This is a genomic window from Thioalkalivibrio sp. ALMg9 (assembly GCF_000380625.1).
Lineage (GTDB): Bacteria > Pseudomonadota > Gammaproteobacteria > Ectothiorhodospirales > Ectothiorhodospiraceae > Thioalkalivibrio > Thioalkalivibrio versutus.
This window is the reverse complement of sequence record NZ_AQYC01000008.1, coordinates 595,152-612,783: the sequence shown is the minus strand read 5'-3', so window position 1 is coordinate 612,783 and position 17,632 is coordinate 595,152. Positions and strand designations below refer to the sequence as shown.

Here is a 17,632-nt window from a genome sequence, read left to right as displayed (position 1 = left end):
GGCCCGCGCAGCGGGCCGGGGTTTCCCTCGCTCCGAGGCTTTTCGCGGGCGGCGCTGAACTCGCTACGCTGCGCTTCGCTCAGACATCCAGCGCCCCGTGTCTATTTAGAATCGTCCCGCGAAAAAGCCTCTCCACTCGGCGCGACGACAACGGGGAGGCAGGTCCAAACAACGGCTATCCCAACGTTACTGCCAGTGGATGATGGCTAGGCTTTCGGACATCTTCGGCACGCTCGGCCTTTGGCCGTTGCGTGCCGCACCCGCGGAGCGGGTGCCGGGGGGGGGCGTAGGATGCGGATGAGCGCAGCGAATCGCATCAGGGTTTCGCGCGGCGTGGGGAACGGTGCGTTTCGCTGCGCTCATCCGCACCTTACAGGATACCTTCTGTTTTGACCTTCCCCTCCCGTATGGAGCCCCTCGCGGAGGGCGTGATGGGCCGGAAGAAGGCGCTGGATGTCTGAGCGAAGCCGCAGGCGTAGCGAGTTCAGCGCCGCCGGCCCAGCGCGTCCGGAGCGAGGTTCCTGGGCGGAATCCGGGTGCCCTTCTTTGGGTGCTTTCTTGGGCAAGCAAGAAAGTACCTCGCGGTGCGCTCGCGAGAGAGCGCGTGGCAGGCGGCCGGACGAAGGCACGTAAACACTGGATGCCGAACCAGGGCTAGCCACAACCGGGCAGGCAGCGGGTCGTAGGCATCGTAACCGCGGTTGGCCAACCCGGCCCGGCCAACACCTGACGGGCGGCAGGCGCTACAGGGCGTCGAGGACTTCCGAGAGGCGCGATACGGGGATGACCTCCATTCCCTTGATCGGCTTGCGCGGGGCGTTGGCGGCCGGCGCGATGGCGCGGGTGTAGCCATGCTTGGCCGCTTCGCGCAGGCGTTCCTCGCCGTTCGGGACCGGGCGGATCTCGCCGGCCAGGCCGACCTCGCCGAACGCCAGCAGCTCCTGCGGCAGGGCGCGATCACGGAAGCTGGAGAGCGCGGCCGCCAGCATCGGCAGGTCGGCGGCAGTCTCGGTTACGCGCACGCCGCCTACCACGTTGATGAAGACGTCCTGGTCGAACAGGGCCACGCCGCCGTGGCGATGCAGTACGGCCAGGAGCATGGTCAGGCGGTTCTGCTCCAGCCCGACGGTGATCCGCCGCGGCTGCGAGGCATGGCTCTCGGCGACCAGCGCCTGCACCTCGACCAGCAACGGGCGCGTGCCCTCGCGGGTAACCATGACGACGCTGCCGGGCACCGGCCCCTGGTGACGTGACAGGAAGATCGCGGACGGGTTGGAGACGGCCTTCAAGCCGTTCTCCAGCATGGCGAACACGCCCAGCTCGTTCACCGCGCCGAAGCGGTTCTTCACCGCGCGCAGCATGCGATAGCGCCCGTCCGGGTCGCCCTCGAAATAGAGCACCGTATCGACCATGTGTTCCAGCACGCGTGGCCCGGCGAGCTGGCCGTCCTTGGTCACGTGCCCGACCAGGATCACGGTGATGCCGCGCTGCTTGGCCATGCGCACCAGGGCCGCGGCGCTTTCGCGCACCTGGCCGACCGAGCCGGGGGCGGACTGCAGCGCAGCGGTGTAGAGCGTCTGGATGGAGTCGATTACCAGTACGCGCGGGCGCTCGCGTTCGCAGGTGGCGATCACGTTCTCGACCTGGGTCTCGGTCAGCAGGCGCAGCCCGTCGACCTCCAGGCCCAGGCGCCGGGCGCGCATGCCGATCTGCTGGGCCGATTCCTCGCCGGTCACGTAGAGCGTGTCGCCGATGGGCAGCATGGCCAGGGTCTGCAGCAGCAGGGTGGACTTGCCGATGCCCGGGTCGCCGCCCAGCAGCACCACCGACCCGTGGACCAGGCCGCCCCCCAGGGCGCGATCCAGCTCCGACAACCCGGTGCTGGTGCGCGGTACCTCGGCCAGCTCGACCTCGCCCAGGCGGGTAATGCCGGCGACCGCGCCGGCGTACCCGCCGCGCGGGCCGGCGCTGGCCGCCGGAGCGGCCTCCTCCAGGGTGTTCCAGGCGCCGCAGTCGCCGCACTGGCCGGCCCACTTGGGGCTGATCGCGCCGCAGGACTGGCATACGTACTGGGTCTTGCTCTTTGCCATCAGGGGGCCTTCTGCGGTGGGGCTTCCGGCAGGTCGGGCGCGACCACGCGCACGGTGCGGATGGTGTTGTTCTTGATCTGGGCGATGTCCATCACCACGCCGTTGATTTTCACGCTCACGGGCGCTTCGGGGATGCTCTCCAGGTGTTCGACGATCAGGCCGCTGAGGGTCTTCGGGCCGTCCTGTGGCAGGTCCAGGCCCAGGGCCCGGTTCAGTTCACGCAGATGAATGCCGCCGTCGACCATGACCGAGCCGTCGTCCTGACGCAGGAGGTCGTCGCTCATCGCCGGGGAGTCGGTGGTGAACTCGCCGACGATCTCCTCCAGCAGGTCCTCCAGCGTGATCAGCCCCTCGATATCACCGTACTCGTCCACCACCAGGCCGATCCGCTTCTTCTGTTGCTGGAAGTTGATCAGCTGGCGGTTGAGCGCCGTACCTTCGGGAATGAAGTAGGGCGGGGTCAGGACCTGACGCAGGTCGTCGGGGCCGAACGCGTCACGTTCGACCAGTGGCAGGACGTCGCGGCGATGGACGAAGCCGACGATGTGGTCCAGCTCGCCCTCCACCACCGGCAGGCGGGTGAAGCTGCCGTGGATCAGTTGGTCCTCGACCTCGTTCCAGGGTTCGTTCAGGTCGATCACCACAATCTCGTTGCGCGGGATCATGATGTCCTCGACCGTGGTGCGCTCCAGATCCAGCAGGTTCAGCAGCATGCGCTGGTGGTTGGCCGGGATCAGCGCGCCGGCCTCGGAGACCACGCTGCGGAGTTCATCGGTGTTCAGTGCGGCGCGCTGGTCGGCATTCATATGGACGCCAAATAGGCGCAGCACGCCGTTCGCCATCAGGTTGATCATCCAGACCACCGGCCACATCACCCTGATCAGTCCAGAGTAGACCCAGGCGGCGGGGTAGGCCACGCGTTCGCTGTGCAGCGCGGCGAGGGTCTTCGGTGCGGTCTCGGCGAAGATCAGCAGGGTCAGGGTCAGCACGCCGGTGGCGATGGCCACGCCGGTATCGCCGAACAGGCGCCACCCGATGAAGGTGGCGATCTGCGCGATCATGATGTTGACGAAATTATTGCCCAGCAGGATCAGTCCGATCAGTCGATCCGGTTTCTCCAGCAGCCGCGCGGCGCGCTGGGCGCCGCGATGGCCGGTCTGCGCGCGGTGGCGCATGCGATAGCGGTTCAACGCCATCAACGCCGTCTCCGAGCCGGAGAAGAACGCCGACAGCAGGAACAGCACCACCAGGGCGCCGAACAGGACGTACAGCGGGATCTCTTGCAAGGGTGCGGCCTGCGGTCAGGGGTGGGCGGACGGGCGGGGCTGCATGCTCGGGATCATTTCAGGCAAGGCCCGCGGGGGTGTCAAGCCGTGGTTACCGCGTTCAGATGCGTCCGAGGATGACTTCCAGCACCAGCTTGGAGCCGAAATAGGCCAGCACCAGCACGACAAAGCCGCCGGTGGTCCAGGCCAGCGCGCGGGTGCCGCGCCAGCCGAGACGCCAGCGGCCAATCAGCAGGGTGGAGAAGATCAGCCAGGCCAGGATCGACAGTGTGGTCTTGTGGACCAGGTGCTGGGCAAACAGGTTGTCCACGAACAGCAACCCGGACAGCAGGCTGAGCCCGAGGAACAGCCAGCCGATGAAGATCATCCGGAACAGCCACACCTCCATCGAGAACAACGGCGGCAGGGCACGCACGAAGCCCGAGGCGTGATGGTTGTGCAGGGCCCGGTGCTGGGCGGCCATCACCGCCGCCTGTGCGGTGGACAGCGCGAGGAACGCCCAGCCCAGTGCCGAGAACAGGATGTGCAGGTCGATCCCGGCCGAGGTGGTATAGCGCGTATCGCCGTCACACAGGAGAGCGGTGAGGGCGGCCAGCGCGGTCAGCGGCAGGATCACGACCCCGAGGATGGCCAGGGGATGGCGCCAGCTCGTCAGCCACAGCAGTGCGGCCACCAGCCACAGCGAGGCCGACAGCGCATTGCCCAGGCACAGATTGAGTCCCGTATCGGTCAGCACCATCGGCAGCAGAGCGCCCAGGTGGGCGAGCAGCGCGAGCCCCCACAGGGCCAGGGGCCCCCGCGGCTGGCCCTGTGTCAGCGGCTGCCGGCGGGCGGTGACAACCAGGTAGCCCGCGGTGACGAGATACAGCGCGACGGCGAGGAGTCCGATGGCAATGATCATGACGCCGGATTATCGCCGCTCCGCGGGCGGATTGCACATGGTGGCGGCCGTTCCGGCGCCAGTTCGGGTGCCCCGCTGTGATCTCTCGACCGGTTGCCCGGCGGTGGGCCTGCATCCCGGAGCGCGAGAGCGGTATACTGTGCGGTCCCGTGGTCGGTGGATGTGCGCCGACCACCGCTGATTTAGACGAGGACGCGTGATGTTCGACGGCCTTTCCAGCCGCCTGCAGGAGACCATGAAGCGCCTGAAGGGTCAGGCGCGGCTCACGGAGGACAATGTCCAGGACGCCCTGCGCGAGGTGCGCATGGCGCTGCTGGAGGCCGACGTGGCCCTGCCGGTGGTGCGCGAGTTCATCAAGGACGTCAAGGAAAAGGCGCTGGGCAAGGAGGTCATCGGCAGCCTGACCCCCGGCCAGGCCCTGATCAAGGTCGTCCATGACGAACTGATCGTGACCATGGGTGGCGAGAATGCCACGCTGAACCTGGCGCAGCAGCCGCCCGCCGTAGTGCTGGTGGCCGGCCTCCAGGGTGCCGGCAAGACCACCAGTATCGGCAAGCTCGCGCGCCTGTTGCGCGAGCGCGAGAAGAAAAAGGTCGCAGTGGTCAGCTGTGACGTCTATCGCCCGGCGGCAATCCAGCAGTTGGAGACCCTGGCCGGCCAGGTCGAAGTCACGTTCTATCCCAGTGACACCAGCCAGAAGCCCGAGGCGATCGCCAGGGATGCGGTCGCCCGCGCCCGCCGCGAGGGCATCGAGGTCCTGCTGGTGGATACCGCGGGCCGCCTGCATGTCGACGAGGACATGATGGCCGAGGTCCAGGCCCTGCATCAGGCGATCGACCCGATCGAGACCCTGTTCGTGGTCGATTCCATGACCGGGCAGGATGCGGCGAACACCGCACGCGCCTTCGGCGAGGCGCTGCCGCTGACCGGCGTGGTGCTGACCAAGGCGGACGGCGATGCCCGTGGGGGTGCGGCCCTCTCGGTGCGCCAGATCACCGGCGTGCCGATCAAGTTCATTGGCATGGGCGAGCGCCCGGATGCCCTGGAGCCGTTCCACCCCGAGCGCATCGCCTCGCGCATCCTCGGCAAGGGCGACGTGCTGTCGCTGGTCGAGGAGGCCAGTCGCCAGGTCGACCAGGATCAGGCCGAGAAGCTGACCCGCAAGTTGAAGAAGGGGCGCGGCTTCGACCTGAACGACCTGCGCGACCAGCTGGGCCAGATGCAGAAGATGGGCGGCATGAGTTCCATGCTCGAGAAGCTCCCCGGCGGCGGCAAGCTGCCGGATGCGGTGAAGAATCAGGCCAACGACAAGGAGATCGGTCGCATGATGGCGGTGATCTCGTCGATGACCGAGCGCGAGCGCCGTCACCCGGAGGTGATCAAGGGCTCGCGCAAGCGCCGTATTGCCGCCGGTTCCGGCACCCAGATTCAGGATGTGAATCGTCTGCTCAAGCAACACACCCAAATGAGCAAGGCGATGAAGAAATTCTCCAAGGGCGGCGCATCGAAGATGATGCGGGCCCTGGGGAGCAAAATGGGCGGCATGGGGGGTATGGGTGGCCCCGGCGGCGGGATGCCGTTTCGCTAGCAGAAACTACCTAAAGCACGCGCGAGCGGCGGCCTGGCGCACAAGGGAGACCTGAGCTCTCCCTTGTGTTGTCGGTCGAATTCGTTATAATCGCGCGTTTTCTCGAGAAAACGGACTCACGGGGTTCAACACTACATGGTTACGATTCGCCTGCTACGCCGCGGCGCCAAGAAGCGCCCGTTTTATTCGATCGTGGTTACCGATTCCCGCGCTCGTCGCGATAGCGGCTACAAGGAGCAGATCGGTTTCTTCAACCCGGTGGCCCGCGGTCAGGAAGAACCGCTGCGCATCGATCTGGAGCGCGTGGACCACTGGCTGGGTCACGGCGCCGGCATGTCCGAGCGTGTGAATCACCTGGTCAAGGGTTACCGCAAGCAGCAGCAGTCCGCGGCGGCCTGAGGGCGCCCGGCCGTTGTACTGACGCTTGGCTGCGGTCATGAATGAGGCGGATGAGCGTATCCGCGTCGGGCGTGTGTCCGGGGTCTATGGCGTCAAGGGTTGGGTGCGGGTCTTTTCCGAGACCGCGCCGCGCGCCGCGATCACCGAATTCCCGCAGCTGTGGATGCAGCACGGGAGTGATTGGCGCCTGGTTGACGTCGAGGGCGGCCGCGGCCATGGCCAGGGCGTCGTGATGAAGTTTCGCGAAGCCGCGGATCGCGATGGGGCGCACCGGTTGATTGGTGCCGAACTCGCGATCGAGCGGGCCTGGTTGCCACCGGCCGAGGATGGCGCCTACTACTGGGCCGATCTTCTGGGCATGGCGGTCGAGAACAACGACGGCGCGGTGTTGGGAACCATCTCGGGTTTTATCGAGACCGGTGCCAACGACGTGCTGGTAGTCCAGGGGGATCGGGAACGCCTGATCCCCTGGGTTCGCGACCAGTACGTGCTGGACGTGGATCTGGAGGCCCGCCGCGTGCGGGTCGACTGGGACCCGGAATTCTGAAGCGGCGCGGATGCGTTTCGACGTCATCTCGCTGTTTCCGGAGCTGGTCGCAGCGGTTGGCGAATCCGGAGTGACCGGGCGGGCCGTGGAGCGCGGTCAGCTGGAACTGAGATACTGGAATCCGCGTGCCTGGGGCGCCGGTGTTCACCAGGCAGTGGACGACCGGCCATATGGCGGGGGGCCGGGCATGGTGATGCAGTACGCGCCGCTGGCGTCCGCGCTGAATGCGGCGCGGGCGGATGCCGAAGCCACGCCGCACGTGATCGCACTGACCCCGCAGGGGCAACCGATCCGGCAGGCGATGCTGCGTGAACTGGCCGGGCGGCCGCGGGTCGCCCTGGTCTGCGGGCGCTACGAGGGTATCGACGAGCGCTTTATCGAGGCGCAGGTCGACGCGGAGTGGTCTCTAGGCGACTTCGTGCTCTCGGGCGGCGAACTTGCGGCGATGGCGGTGATCGATGGCTGTGCCCGCCTGCTACCGGGGGTTCTGGGGCATGCGGACTCGGCCGAGCAGGACTCGTTCAGTGCGGGGCTTCTGGATTGCCCGCACTACACGCGCCCGGAGACGGTCGCCGGGCGTACCGTGCCGCCGGTCCTGAAGGGGGGCGATCATGGCGCGATCCGGCGCTGGCGCCGCCGCGAGGCACTGGGCAGGACCTGGACCCGGCGGCCGGACCTGCTGGCCCGGCTGGAACTCGGGGCCGAAGATGCGGCCCTGTTGGACGAATACCGTGCGAGTGGCCATACCGGCGGCTCGCGCACCGAAAGCGATGATTGAGGTCGAGCAATGAATAACGTCATTCAGGAACTGGAAGCCGAGCAGATGAAGTCGGATGTGCCCGCCTTCGGGCCCGGCGATACCTTGGTGGTGCAGGTCAAGGTTCGCGAAGGCGACCGCGAGCGTCTGCAGGCCTTCGAGGGCGCGGTGATCGCCGTGCGCAACCGCGGCCTCAACTCCGCCTTCACCCTGCGCAAGGTCTCCTACGGCAACGGCGTGGAGCGTACCTTCCAGACCCACAGCCCGCAGATCGCCGAGATCAAGGTGAAGCGCCGCGGCAAGGTGCGTCGTTCCAAGCTGTACTACCTGCGCGACCGGACCGGCAAGGCCGCCCGCATCAAGGAAGACGTCAAGGCCGCGAAGTAACGCGACCGGACGGGGTTCGGCGTATGGCCGAATCCCTGCCACCCCTGGCGTTTAACCATTCGATGTCGGCAGGTCCGATGACCCGCAGCCAGCGCTGCCTCCTCCCCGGAGTCGCGCTGGCTTTTGTGTGGCTGGAATCCGCCGATGGCGAAGTCCTGGCCTGCGACTGGCAGGATCCGGGCGATCCCGAGGACCTGGTGCCGTTGGTGGATATCCCGAGCGCGGATCTCCAGGCGCCGCGCTTTGACCCGGAACGCTACGGTCGTGACGCCACGGCCTGGCGCCCGACGTCGGCTGTACCCCCCGGCAGCGCCCATGCGCGCCGGGTGTGGGCCGCCTTGTCGGAGATCCCGGTGGGCGAGGTGCGCACGTACTCCGAGATCGCGACCCGCGTGGGTTCTGCGCCCCGTGCGGTGGGGCAGGCCTGTCGTGCCAACCCCTGGCCCTTGTTCATCCCCTGCCACCGCGTGGTGTCCTCGCGTTTTCGTACCTCCAGCGATGTCGGCGGTTACGCCGGCGATCAGGTTGGCGAGCTGGCCCAGGTGAAACGCCTGCTGCTGGTCCATGAGGGTGTTTTGGGTCGCGATTGACCCCGCGGCCGCTAGTTCGCAGCTCGCCGATCCCTCCCCATACTCGTACCTGCGTCGGGTGCTTTTCTCATTCTGGCCCGCTATTCCGTGGAGGCCGCGTTAGCCCGCCGTTCTCGGGCTGGTGATGGCCCCCGGGTATTCGCCCGCGGCATCAGGTGTTTGTCGCTCGGGGCGCGCCTGAACGGCGCCTGAAAAAAACTCTGGAAAGGCGGGAATAATAAAGGGGTAATCATCGTCTGCCCCTTGGTGTTGATCCCCAAGAATCGTTGCAAAACAGACTTTTAGGAAACGCTAATATAGTCTTTTGTGTTGACAGCGCGGACTCGGGTTCAGCACTCTGCTACACAGGTCCGGGCCAGATCAGTCCCGGGCTCAATCGAAAAAAACCCGTGTGATGGAGGTTTCCATGTTCAAGAAAGCATTGCTTGCGTTGCCCGTAGCAATGGCTGTTGGGGCTGCGGCTCAGGCCGGCGAATGGCAAGACCCCAATGATGTCCTGCAGAACCTGCTGCAGAACAACCCCGATTCCGCCTACCTGCATCAGAGTGAAATGAACATCATGATGATGCCGGACAACCCGGCCCTGTGGCTGGTCGAGGAAGGCGAGGACCTGTTTTACGCCCAGCGCGGCCCGAACAATGTCTCCCTGGAAGGCTGCGACTTCGGCAAGGGGCCGGGCGAGCTGGACGGCGCCTATGTCGAGCTGCCGCGCTACTTCGAAGACACCGGCAAGGTGATGGACTTCGAAATGCGCCTGGTGCACTGCATGAAGGAACTGCAGGGCTTCACCAGCGATGACGCCGCCGTCGGCCAGCGTCACGGCAACGGCTCCGACATCATGAAGCTGACCACCTACATTGCCCACCAGTCCTCCGGTATGGCGTGGAATCCGCCGCTGGATCACCCGGAAGAGCAGGCCATGCGCGATGCGGGCGAGAAGCTGTTCTTCCGCCGCGGTGGCGCGATGGACTTCAACTGCGCCAGCTGCCATGGCGATTCCGGCAAGCAGATCCGTGCCTCCGTGCTGCCCGAGATGCGCAATGGGCAGGAATGGACCAAGGCTGTTTCCTGGCCCGCTCACCGCGCCGGCCACGACAACGTGCGTAGCCAGAACCACCGTATCCGTGGTTGCGTGTGGCAGATGCGTCACGCAGGTATCAAGCACGATACCCCGGTCAACACCGCCCTGATCTCGTTCTGGAACGACGCGGCCCGTGGCGAACCGGCCATCCTGCCTGACCTGAAGCGGTAATCTACGGACGCAATAGGAGACACCAAGTATGTTTAAAAAGAATGCTGTTGCGGCCGGCATGGCCGCGTTCGCATCCGTCGCCCTCGCCGCTGGTTGCGCCGTTGCCGATGGAAGCAAGGGTTCGGATGTCGACATCACCGCGATGAGCGCTGACGAGCTGGCCGAGCATCTCATCTTCGAAACGGACAGCTTCCGTGACCAGGAGATGCAGGAAGGCGGTTCCTGGCGTGATCGCATGACCCAGGACGAGCTGCAGAAGGCCTGCTCCATGGAAGGCGATCCGGATGGCGAAACCGCCGGCCGCGTCGTGGCCATGGCGCGTGCCGGCTACGAACGTCCGGAAGGCGGCGTGGAGCTGGGTGACTGGCGCAAGGGTGCCGAACTGGCGAACTCCGGTTATGGCTACCGCCAGGGTCACAACACGGACAACCACGGTCAGCGCGAGGCGGGTGGCAACTGCTACAACTGCCACGTGTTCGACCCGCGGGTTTCCGAGCAGGGGACCATCGGCCCGAGCCTGCAGAACTACGGTGCCAACCGTGGTACCAGCGAAGCGGTGCTGAATTACGTGCACGAGGTGATTTCCAATCCTCACCAGTACTTCCCGTGCACCCAGATGCCGCGGTTCAACTCCGACCGTCACCAGCTCCTGAGCGACGAGCAGATCAGCCATATCATGGCTTACCTGCTGGATCCGGAGTCGCCGGTCAACAACCAGTAAGCCACACGCTGGTTCTAGGCAGCCTTCCGGGGCTGCCCTTTTTTGGAACCACCGCGGGAGGGCTCGCGGTGGTTTTTCCTGACGGACCCGCGCATGGGTCTATCTACTTTGCGGCCATGGGCCGTTGATCCGGGACCTGTTCTCCATCGGGCCTGGAGGCAGCCGGGCCTACGCCTGGAAGACGCCGGCACGATGATCGGCAAGAAGCGGCAATAGCCGACGCAAGAGGAGACATCAGGGATGCTTAGGAACAAGACAGTTGGGGCGGGCTTGGCCGTTCTGGCGTCCACGGTGCTGATCGCGGGTTGCGATGGCTGGATGGGCGAGACCAGTGGCGAGGTCGACATTACGGCGATGAGCGCCGACGAATTGGCAGATTACCTCGTGCTGGAAACGGACAGTTATCGTTTCGAGCAGGAGGCACAGGAAGGTGGGTCGGCCCGTGATCGCATGGTGCAGGATGGCATTCAGGCCGCCTGTTCGATCGAGGGCGATCCGGATTCCGGGACCGCAGGCGAGGTGATCGCCATGGCCCGCGAAAGCTACGAGGAGCCGCCGGGTGGTCCGCGCCTGGGCAACTGGCGCCGTGGCGCCGAGTTGGCGCGCTCCGGGTATGGCTACCGTATCGGTCATCGAAACGATGACCATGGTACCCGCGAGGCAGGCGGTAACTGTTACGCCTGCCATCAGATGGATCCGGCCGAGGAGCTTTACGGCACCCTGGGTCCGAGCCTGGCCGGTTACGGGGCCACCCGTGGTAATGACAGTTCGGTGGTGAATTACGTGCACCAGGTGGTGTCCAACCCCCACCAGTACTTCCCGTGCACCAAGATGCCGCGGTTCGGACGCAACAACTTCCTCAGCGAGGAACAGATTGCGCACGTCATGGCGTATCTTCTGGATCCGGACTCGCCGGTCAACCAGTAAGCCGTTCACACGGTCGAGGGTGGTCCTTCCGGGCTGCCCTTCTTGAGCCACCGCGGGTACCCTCGCGGTGGCTTTTTGTTTGAGGGACGCATGCTCAGCTACCAACATGACTACCACGCCGGCAATTTTGCCGACGTCCACAAGCATCTGGTCCTGTGGCAGGTGCTGGAAGCGCTGCGTGGGCGCGAGAAACCCTTCGTGGCCGTGGACCTGCACGCTGGCGCCGGGGGCTACGACCTGACCAGCGCGCGGGCACGCAAGACCGACGAGGCCACCTCCGGTATCGCACGCCTGTGGTCTGCGGATCCGGTCTGGCCATCCGCGGGCCGCACGTTCCTGCAGACGCTGCGGGGGATGCAGCCGAAGCCCCCGCGCCTTACCGAATATCCGGGGTCCCCGTTGCTGATTCAGGCGCGGTTGCGAGAACGCGATCGCCTGATCGCGTGCGAACTCCATCCGGAGGCCTATGATCGGCTGCAGACGCGCCTCGCCGGCGATTCACGCTGCCATGTGCACAAGCGTGACGCGCGCGAGGCCGCGCGAGCGCTGTTTCCGCCGGAGCCACGCCGCGGTCTGGTCCTGCTGGACCCGTCCTACGAGCGCAAGTCGGAGTATCGCGAGCTGGCGGAGATGGTGGCGACCATCCGTCGGCGCTGGAACACCGGGATCATCCTGGTCTGGTACCCCATTCTCGCAGGCCGGCCGGATCACCCGATGCGCGAACAGTTACGCGCCGAGCTGGACGATCCCTGGCTGGTCAGCGAGTTGCGTATCGCCGCCGACCCGGAGCGCCACCTCGGGCTGGCGGGCTCCGGGATGCTGGTGCTGCGTCCGCCGTGGCAGCTGGAGGAGCAGCTTCCGGAGCTGCTCGCGCCGGTCTGGGCACTGCTGGATCCGGAAGGAGCGGGCGGACTTTACCAGGCCGCGGTCCTTGAAAACGGGACAGGCGACCCTACCTTACGACGTGTCGAGAACAATCAAGGGACACGCACGCCATGACCGAAACCCAGACCGAACCCAGCACCGAAACTCGCCGCTTCGAGACCGAGGTCAGCCAGCTTCTGCAGCTGATGATCCACTCGCTTTATTCCAATCGCGAGATCTTCCTGCGTGAGTTGATCTCCAACGGCGCCGATGCCTGTGACAAGCTGCGTTTCGAGGCCCTGGCCCAGCCGGACGCGATCCCGCAGCCGGCGGAGCTGGTGATTGACGTCGAGGTGGACGCGGAGGCGCGGACCGTTACGGTGCGCGACAACGGCATCGGCATGTCACGTGACGAGGTGGTCGAACATATCGGCACCATCGCACGCTCGGGTACCAAGGCGTTTCTCGAGAAGCTGACTGGCGACCAGAAAAAGGATTCCCAGCTGATTGGTCAGTTCGGGGTGGGTTTCTACTCGTCGTTCATCGTCGCCGACCACGTGCGCCTGGAGACGCGCCGCGCCGGCAGCGAACAGGATGCGGGTACCCGCTGGGAGTCGCGTGGCGACGGTGAATACACCATTACCCCATGCGAGCGCACCGAGGCCGGGACCGAGATCACCCTGACGCTGAAGGAAGACGCCGGCGAGTTTCTCGAGCCCGTGCGTCTGCGCCACATCATCGGGCGCTACTCGGACCATGTGGCGTTCCCGATCCGCATGCGCAAGCAGGACGAGGAGGACAACCCTGCCGACGACTGGGAGACCGTGAACCGTGCCAGCGCGCTGTGGACTCGCTCGAAGAGCGAGATCAGCGACGAGGAATACCGGGAGTTCTACAAGCACGTCGCGCACGACTTCGAGGATCCGGCCGCCTGGACCCACAACCACGTGGAGGGCCGGCAGGAATACACCACGCTGTTCTACATACCGAAGCGCGCGCCGTTCGACCTTTGGGATCGCGATGCCCGCCACGGGGTGAAGCTCTACGTGAAGCGGGTGTTCATCATGGACGACGCGGACAAGCTGCTGCCCAACTACCTGCGCTTCGTGCGCGGGGTGGTGGACTCGGCGGACCTGCCGCTGAACGTCTCGCGCGAGATCCTGCAGGACAACCGCCTGGTGGACTCGATCCGCTCCGGTTCGGTGAAGAAGATCCTGGGGCTGCTGGAAAGCATCGCCAAGAACGAGCCCGAGACGTACGCCGAGATCTGGCAGAACTTCGGGCGGGTGCTGAAGGAGGGCCCGGGCGAGGATTTCGCCAACCAGGAAGCCATTGCGAAGCTGCTGCGCTTTGCCAGCACCCATAACAGCGACGACACCCAGAATGTCGCGCTGGCGGATTACCTCGAGCGCATGAAGGAGGGCCAGGAGGCGATCTACCTGATCACTGCCGACAATGCCTCCGCCGCGCGCAACAGCCCGCACCTGGAGATCTTCCGCAAGCACGGGATCGAGGTCCTGTTGCTGTCGGACCGGGTCGACGAGTGGCTGCTGTCCCACCTGCGCGAGTTCGACGGCAAGCCCATCAAGAATGTCGCCAAGGGTGACCTGGACCTCGACAAGATCATCGGCGAGGACGTCGAGCAGAAGGACGAGACCGGCGAACAAGCCGCGGAGGGCGACCTGGGCGATCTGCCGGAACGTCTGCAGCAGGCCCTGGGCGACCGCGTGGAGAGCGTGCGGCCCTCGCGGCGGTTGGTGGAGTCCCCGGCCTGTATCGTGCTTGGCGAGCACGAGATGGCGCTCTATCTGCAGGAACTGCTGAAACAGGCGGGCCAGGAGACCTTCTCCGGCAAGCCGGTGCTGGAGGTCAACCCGGGCCATCCGCTGGTCGCACGCCTCAAGGCCGCGGAAGGCGACGACTTCAACGACCTGGCCTCCTTGCTGTTCGAGCAGTCCCTGCTGGCCGAGGGCGGGCAGCTGGAGGACCCGAGCGGCTTCGTCGCCCGGTTGAACCGACTGCTATTGCAGAAGGCCGCCTGACCTGGCGGACACCCACCCGCCGGAAACCGCGTGTCCGGCGGGTGGACCTGACGTGGAGCGATATTCCGCGTTACCCTTAAAAGTTCATGTATTAAGAGGGCAAAGCCCATGCAAGTCGCGCAGAACGCCGTGGTGGCCATCCACTACACCCTGACCAACGATGCTGGCGAGAAGATCGACAGCTCCGAAGGCCGCGAGCCGCTGGCCTACCTGCACGGACAAGGCCAGATTGTCCCGGGCCTGGAAAAGGAGCTGGAAGGCAAGGCCGCCGGTGACAAGGTCCAGGCGAAGGTCTCCCCGGAAGAAGGCTATGGCGAGAAGATCGACGCCATGGTTCAGGAGATCCCGATGGAGGCCTTCCAGGGCGTCGAATCCGTCGAGCCGGGGATGCAGTTCCAGGCGCAGACCGAAAACGGCCCGCTGACGGTCACCGTGACCAAGGTCGAGGGCGACACCGCCACGGTCGATGGCAACCATCCGCTGGCCGGCGAGACCCTGAACTTCGACGTCGAGATCGTCGAAGTCCGCGAGGCCTCGGCCGAAGAGCTGGAGCACGGCCACGCCCACGGCGAGGGCGGTCACCAGCACTGATCGCGCCTGGCCGGCGATACCGCCGGCCTAGCCGCCTTTTTCGACCCGCCCCGGTGCCGCCGGGGCGGGTTTTATCGTTTTGGACCCGAAGAAAGTTGACCCGGGCTGCCGCGTATCGATCCGGAGCGAATGGCGCCATATGCGACTGGTATTGCAAACCATTCGCATTAAGGGTAGGGTGCGCTCTGTTCGTGGGCAGTGACTTGGCAATCCGCCGGCCAGCCGCGATAGTCGGATTCTGGGAGATGCGTGACCCATACGCGCCGATGTGCGAGCGGGTTAGCTTCTCTTCGGTCAAGGCGTCTATACATTCGTGTCCTGCGGCGAGCTAGCTCATCCATGACCCACCGTTTTTCCATATCCCCTTCCGGCAGTCGTCGTGCGTTGGCGCTGGGCGTGGCCGTGAGCTTCGCGCTGCACGGCGGGATACTGGGCTCGCTATGGGTGATGCGTGATGCCGCACCGGAGTTGGCTGGCACCCGGGGCGGGGGCATGGAGGCACACTGGGTCGAACTGGATGCGGTGTTGCCTGACCCGACCGGGCAAGAAACGGCGGTCGTTGAACCCGACGCCGTGACCGAGACACTTGATGAACCGGAACCGGAACCGGAACCGGAACCGGAACCGGAACCGGAACCGGAACCGGAACCGGAACCGGAACCAGAACCAGAACCAGAACCAGAACCAGAACCAGAACCAGAACCAGAACCAGAACCAGAACCAGAGCCGGAACCAGAGCCGGAACCAGAGCCGGAACCAGAGCCGGAACCAGAGCCAGAGCCAGAGCCAGAGCCAGAACCGGAGCCAGAACCGGAGCCAGAACCGGAGCCAGAACCGGAGCCAGAACCGAGTCGTTTGGGCGCGTCCGGGCCGGCCGAAGACCAGGAGCCGGCGACGGAGGCGGCCCCCGGTGGTCCGGTGGGCCAAGAGGACGAGCCCTTCGAGGAGCCGGGGTTCGGGGCGGAGTACCTGAATAACCCGCCGCCGGACTATCCGCGAATCTCGTTGCGCCGAGGGGAGGAGGGTACCGTCCTGCTGCGAGTCCGGGTCTCCGCGCAGGGGCAGCCGCTGGACTGGTCGGTGGAGGAGAGCAGCGGCCACCGGCGCCTGGACGATGCCGCCGAAGCGGCGATCGAGCATTGGGAGTTCGAGCCTGCCCGCCGTGGGGGACGTGCGGTGGAGGGCGTGGTGCTCGTACCGATGGACTTTTCGATTCGATGACAAGGCCGGCGCATGAAGCGCTGCGCAGCCGGGGATGATTGCATGAACGAGTTCGATGTCTTCTACGTGTTTCGCCATGGTGACCCGGTGCTGGTCGCGGTCTTCGCGATCCTGCTGCTGATGTCCGTCGCGACCTGGGCGATTGCCGCGAGCAAGCTGCTGACGCTGATTGGCGTGCGTCGCGACAACCGCGCCGCGTTGGCGGCCTTCGATGCCAGCCAGACGGCGCCGGCCTTCCACGATGCGATCCACGACCAGCGCGGCCCGCTGGCGGTGATCGGTCAGGAGGCGTTTGCCGCGTTCGACGACTACCGCGGGGTGCGTGATGGGTCGGACAAGGCCGAGCAGCGCCTGGATGACCACGTGGTGCGCCGGATTCGCCAGGCGATGGACCGCCAGCTGCTGCGCATGCAGGCCGGCAATATCGTGTTCGCCTCGGTCGGGGCGCTGGCGCCCTTTGTCGGACTCCTCGGTACCGTCTGGGGTATCCATGGCGCCCTGATCGACATCTCACAGGAGTCGTCGGTGTCCATGGATCTGGTGGCGGGTCCGCTCGGCGAGGCCCTGGTGGCGACGGCCGCCGGCCTGGCCGCGGCGATCCCGGCGGTGGCCTTCTTCAACATCTTCAATCGCTCCCAGCGCCTGTTGCATCAGGACTTCGAGGCCTTTGCACACGATGTGCATGCGCTGCTGATGCACTCTGACCTGAAGCCCGGCAATGCTCGCGAGGCGCGTGACCGCCGCACCGATCCGCATGCACTGCCGGACGACGGCCTGCACCAGGAGGGCTAAGCCATGGCCTTCGGACGCATGGGCGACACCAGCGAACCAATGTCGGACATGAACGTGATCCCGCTGGTGGATGTGATGCTGGTGCTGCTGGTGATCTTCATCATCACTGCACCGGTGATTACCCACTCGGTGGACCTGGATCTTCCTCAGGCCACCAGCGAGCCGGTGGACGAGCTGCCGGACAGCGTGACGCTGTCCCTGGACGGAAGCGGCGACCTGTACTGGAACAACGAGTCGGTCTCGCTGGGGCGTCTCCCGGCGCGCCTGCGCGAGGCGCTGGAGACACAACCGGACATCGTGATCTATCTGCGCGCGGATCGTGACACGCGTTACGAACGCCTGGCCCGGGTGATGGCCGAGGTGCGCCAGTCCGGGGTGAGCCGCATGGCCTTCGTCTCCGAACCGGAGGGGGAACAATGAATTCCGGAACGCATCCATCCGGCAAGCCGGCTGTCCGCGAGGATCCGGGCCCGCGCGAGATCGCCAGCGAGCAGCTGCTGGGCCCCGCGCGGCAGATCCGCATCTGCCACCGCGGCGAGTGGTACACCCTGCGCCGGACCGCCAACGACAAGCTGATCCTGACCAAGTAAACCCCGTGAAACACCAGCCGCGGTCCACACCGCGGCTCCTGCCAGCCAGGGGAGTCTCTCCCTCAGCCAGCCTCCAATCCGTCACCG

19 protein-coding genes and 1 pseudogene are annotated in these 17,632 nt (G+C 65.8%); 17 read left to right on the top strand and 3 right to left on the bottom strand.

The features are described 5' to 3' along the window. Positions 1–199: 199 nt before the first annotated feature. A pseudogene (locus tag F792_RS15100) lies at positions 200–461 on the top strand (hypothetical protein). Positions 462–743: 282 nt separating this feature from the next. Here the strand turns inward: F792_RS15100 and radA are convergent. The 3 genes from radA to F792_RS0108315 all read right to left on the bottom strand — a co-directional run bounded on the left by radA (position 744) and on the right by F792_RS0108315 (position 4,277). Beyond that, positions 744–2,090, bottom strand: a complete 1,347-nt coding sequence (gene radA, locus F792_RS0108325) for a DNA repair protein RadA (RefSeq protein WP_018169178.1) — start codon at positions 2,088–2,090, stop codon at positions 744–746. Continuing rightward, complete coding sequence (locus tag F792_RS0108320; protein WP_018169177.1) at positions 2,090–3,376, bottom strand: HlyC/CorC family transporter; 1,287 nt, start codon at positions 3,374–3,376, stop codon at positions 2,090–2,092. The genes radA and F792_RS0108320 overlap by 1 nt, the downstream gene beginning before the upstream one ends. Positions 3,377–3,476: 100 nt before the next feature. After that, complete coding sequence (locus F792_RS0108315; RefSeq protein WP_018169176.1) at positions 3,477–4,277, bottom strand: inner membrane protein YpjD; 801 nt, start codon at positions 4,275–4,277, stop codon at positions 3,477–3,479. A 199-nt stretch (positions 4,278–4,476) separates the two neighbouring features. On the opposite strand from F792_RS0108315, the gene ffh reads away from it, so the two are divergent. The 16 genes from ffh (at position 4,477) to hemP (ending at position 17,545) form a co-directional block, all read left to right on the top strand. Continuing rightward, positions 4,477–5,865 carry a signal recognition particle protein gene (ffh, locus tag F792_RS0108310; RefSeq protein WP_018169175.1) on the top strand — a complete coding sequence of 463 codons (1,389 nt, stop codon included), beginning with the start codon at positions 4,477–4,479 and terminating at the stop codon, positions 5,863–5,865. 135 nt (positions 5,866–6,000) lie between these two features. Then, a complete protein-coding gene (gene rpsP / locus F792_RS0108305; protein WP_018145315.1) occupies positions 6,001–6,264 on the top strand; it encodes a 30S ribosomal protein S16 in 264 nt (87 codons plus the stop codon). Between the two features lie 37 nt (positions 6,265–6,301). After that, on the top strand, positions 6,302–6,811 hold the full coding sequence (gene rimM / locus F792_RS0108300) for a ribosome maturation factor RimM (RefSeq protein ID WP_018169174.1): 510 nt from the start codon (positions 6,302–6,304) through the stop codon (positions 6,809–6,811). Positions 6,812–6,821: 10 nt separating this feature from the next. Beyond that, positions 6,822–7,589, top strand: a complete 768-nt coding sequence (trmD, locus tag F792_RS0108295; protein WP_018169173.1) for a tRNA (guanosine(37)-N1)-methyltransferase TrmD — start codon at positions 6,822–6,824, stop codon at positions 7,587–7,589. A gap of 9 nt (positions 7,590–7,598) precedes the next feature. Beyond that, positions 7,599–7,955 carry a 50S ribosomal protein L19 gene (gene rplS, locus F792_RS0108290; protein WP_018145318.1) on the top strand — a complete coding sequence of 119 codons (357 nt, stop codon included), beginning with the start codon at positions 7,599–7,601 and terminating at the stop codon, positions 7,953–7,955. Between the two features lie 23 nt (positions 7,956–7,978). Beyond that, positions 7,979–8,545 (top strand): methylated-DNA--[protein]-cysteine S-methyltransferase, encoded by a 567-nt coding sequence (locus F792_RS0108285; protein WP_018169172.1) that lies wholly within the window; start codon positions 7,979–7,981, stop codon positions 8,543–8,545. Positions 8,546–8,987: 442 nt separating this feature from the next. Then, positions 8,988–9,797 carry a sulfur oxidation c-type cytochrome SoxA gene (gene soxA / locus F792_RS0108280; protein WP_018169171.1) on the top strand — a complete coding sequence of 270 codons (810 nt, stop codon included), beginning with the start codon at positions 8,988–8,990 and terminating at the stop codon, positions 9,795–9,797. A 28-nt stretch (positions 9,798–9,825) separates the two neighbouring features. Further along, complete coding sequence (gene soxX / locus F792_RS0108275; protein ID WP_018169170.1) at positions 9,826–10,518, top strand: sulfur oxidation c-type cytochrome SoxX; 693 nt, start codon at positions 9,826–9,828, stop codon at positions 10,516–10,518. 240 nt (positions 10,519–10,758) lie between these two features. Further along, complete coding sequence (gene soxX / locus F792_RS0108270) at positions 10,759–11,445, top strand: sulfur oxidation c-type cytochrome SoxX (protein ID WP_026182086.1); 687 nt, start codon at positions 10,759–10,761, stop codon at positions 11,443–11,445. Positions 11,446–11,535: 90 nt separating this feature from the next. Further along, entirely contained in the window at positions 11,536–12,444 is a 909-nt protein-coding gene (locus F792_RS0108265) for a 23S rRNA (adenine(2030)-N(6))-methyltransferase RlmJ (protein ID WP_018169169.1), read from the top strand. Further along, positions 12,441–14,351 carry a molecular chaperone HtpG gene (gene htpG, locus F792_RS0108260; RefSeq protein WP_018169168.1) on the top strand — a complete coding sequence of 637 codons (1,911 nt, stop codon included), beginning with the start codon at positions 12,441–12,443 and terminating at the stop codon, positions 14,349–14,351. The genes F792_RS0108265 and htpG overlap by 4 nt, the downstream gene beginning before the upstream one ends. A 108-nt stretch (positions 14,352–14,459) precedes the next feature. After that, positions 14,460–14,942, top strand: coding sequence for a peptidylprolyl isomerase (locus tag F792_RS0108255; protein WP_018169167.1), 483 nt, complete (start codon positions 14,460–14,462; stop codon positions 14,940–14,942). A gap of 492 nt (positions 14,943–15,434) precedes the next feature. Next, positions 15,435–16,163, top strand: coding sequence for an energy transducer TonB (locus F792_RS14590; protein WP_369772411.1), 729 nt, complete (start codon positions 15,435–15,437; stop codon positions 16,161–16,163). A gap of 42 nt (positions 16,164–16,205) precedes the next feature. Continuing rightward, a complete protein-coding gene (locus tag F792_RS0108240; protein WP_018169164.1) occupies positions 16,206–16,955 on the top strand; it encodes a MotA/TolQ/ExbB proton channel family protein in 750 nt (249 codons plus the stop codon). A gap of 3 nt (positions 16,956–16,958) precedes the next feature. Continuing rightward, entirely contained in the window at positions 16,959–17,375 is a 417-nt protein-coding gene (locus tag F792_RS0108235; RefSeq protein ID WP_018169163.1) for a biopolymer transporter ExbD, read from the top strand. Next, positions 17,372–17,545 carry a hemin uptake protein HemP gene (gene hemP, locus F792_RS14585; protein WP_018169162.1) on the top strand — a complete coding sequence of 58 codons (174 nt, stop codon included), beginning with the start codon at positions 17,372–17,374 and terminating at the stop codon, positions 17,543–17,545. Before F792_RS0108235 ends, hemP begins: the two co-directional genes overlap by 4 nt. Positions 17,546–17,632: the final 87 nt, after the last annotated feature.

Excerpts from the sequence above, each read along its gene's own strand:
- radA (WP_018169178.1), bottom strand. The coding sequence starts at position 2,090 with ATGGCAAAGAGCAAGACCCAGTACGTATGCCAGTCCTGCGGCGCGATC.
- F792_RS0108315 (WP_018169176.1), bottom strand. The coding sequence starts at position 4,277 with ATGATCATTGCCATCGGACTCCTCGCCGTCGCGCTGTATCTCGTCACC.
- ffh (WP_018169175.1), top strand. The coding sequence starts at position 4,477 with ATGTTCGACGGCCTTTCCAGCCGCCTGCAGGAGACCATGAAGCGCCTG.
- rpsP (WP_018145315.1), top strand. The coding sequence starts at position 6,001 with ATGGTTACGATTCGCCTGCTACGCCGCGGCGCCAAGAAGCGCCCGTTT.
- rimM (WP_018169174.1), top strand. The coding sequence starts at position 6,302 with ATGAATGAGGCGGATGAGCGTATCCGCGTCGGGCGTGTGTCCGGGGTC.
- trmD (WP_018169173.1), top strand. The coding sequence starts at position 6,822 with ATGCGTTTCGACGTCATCTCGCTGTTTCCGGAGCTGGTCGCAGCGGTT.
- rplS (WP_018145318.1), top strand. The coding sequence starts at position 7,599 with ATGAATAACGTCATTCAGGAACTGGAAGCCGAGCAGATGAAGTCGGAT.
- F792_RS0108285 (WP_018169172.1), top strand. The coding sequence starts at position 7,979 with ATGGCCGAATCCCTGCCACCCCTGGCGTTTAACCATTCGATGTCGGCA.
- soxA (WP_018169171.1), top strand. The coding sequence starts at position 8,988 with ATGGCTGTTGGGGCTGCGGCTCAGGCCGGCGAATGGCAAGACCCCAAT.
- soxX (WP_018169170.1), top strand. The coding sequence starts at position 9,826 with ATGTTTAAAAAGAATGCTGTTGCGGCCGGCATGGCCGCGTTCGCATCC.
- soxX (WP_026182086.1), top strand. The coding sequence starts at position 10,759 with ATGCTTAGGAACAAGACAGTTGGGGCGGGCTTGGCCGTTCTGGCGTCC.
- F792_RS0108265 (WP_018169169.1), top strand. The coding sequence starts at position 11,536 with ATGCTCAGCTACCAACATGACTACCACGCCGGCAATTTTGCCGACGTC.
- htpG (WP_018169168.1), top strand. The coding sequence starts at position 12,441 with ATGACCGAAACCCAGACCGAACCCAGCACCGAAACTCGCCGCTTCGAG.
- F792_RS0108255 (WP_018169167.1), top strand. The coding sequence starts at position 14,460 with ATGCAAGTCGCGCAGAACGCCGTGGTGGCCATCCACTACACCCTGACC.
- F792_RS14590 (WP_369772411.1), top strand. The coding sequence starts at position 15,435 with ATGGAGGCACACTGGGTCGAACTGGATGCGGTGTTGCCTGACCCGACC.
- F792_RS0108240 (WP_018169164.1), top strand. The coding sequence starts at position 16,206 with ATGAACGAGTTCGATGTCTTCTACGTGTTTCGCCATGGTGACCCGGTG.
- F792_RS0108235 (WP_018169163.1), top strand. The coding sequence starts at position 16,959 with ATGGCCTTCGGACGCATGGGCGACACCAGCGAACCAATGTCGGACATG.
- hemP (WP_018169162.1), top strand. The coding sequence starts at position 17,372 with ATGAATTCCGGAACGCATCCATCCGGCAAGCCGGCTGTCCGCGAGGAT.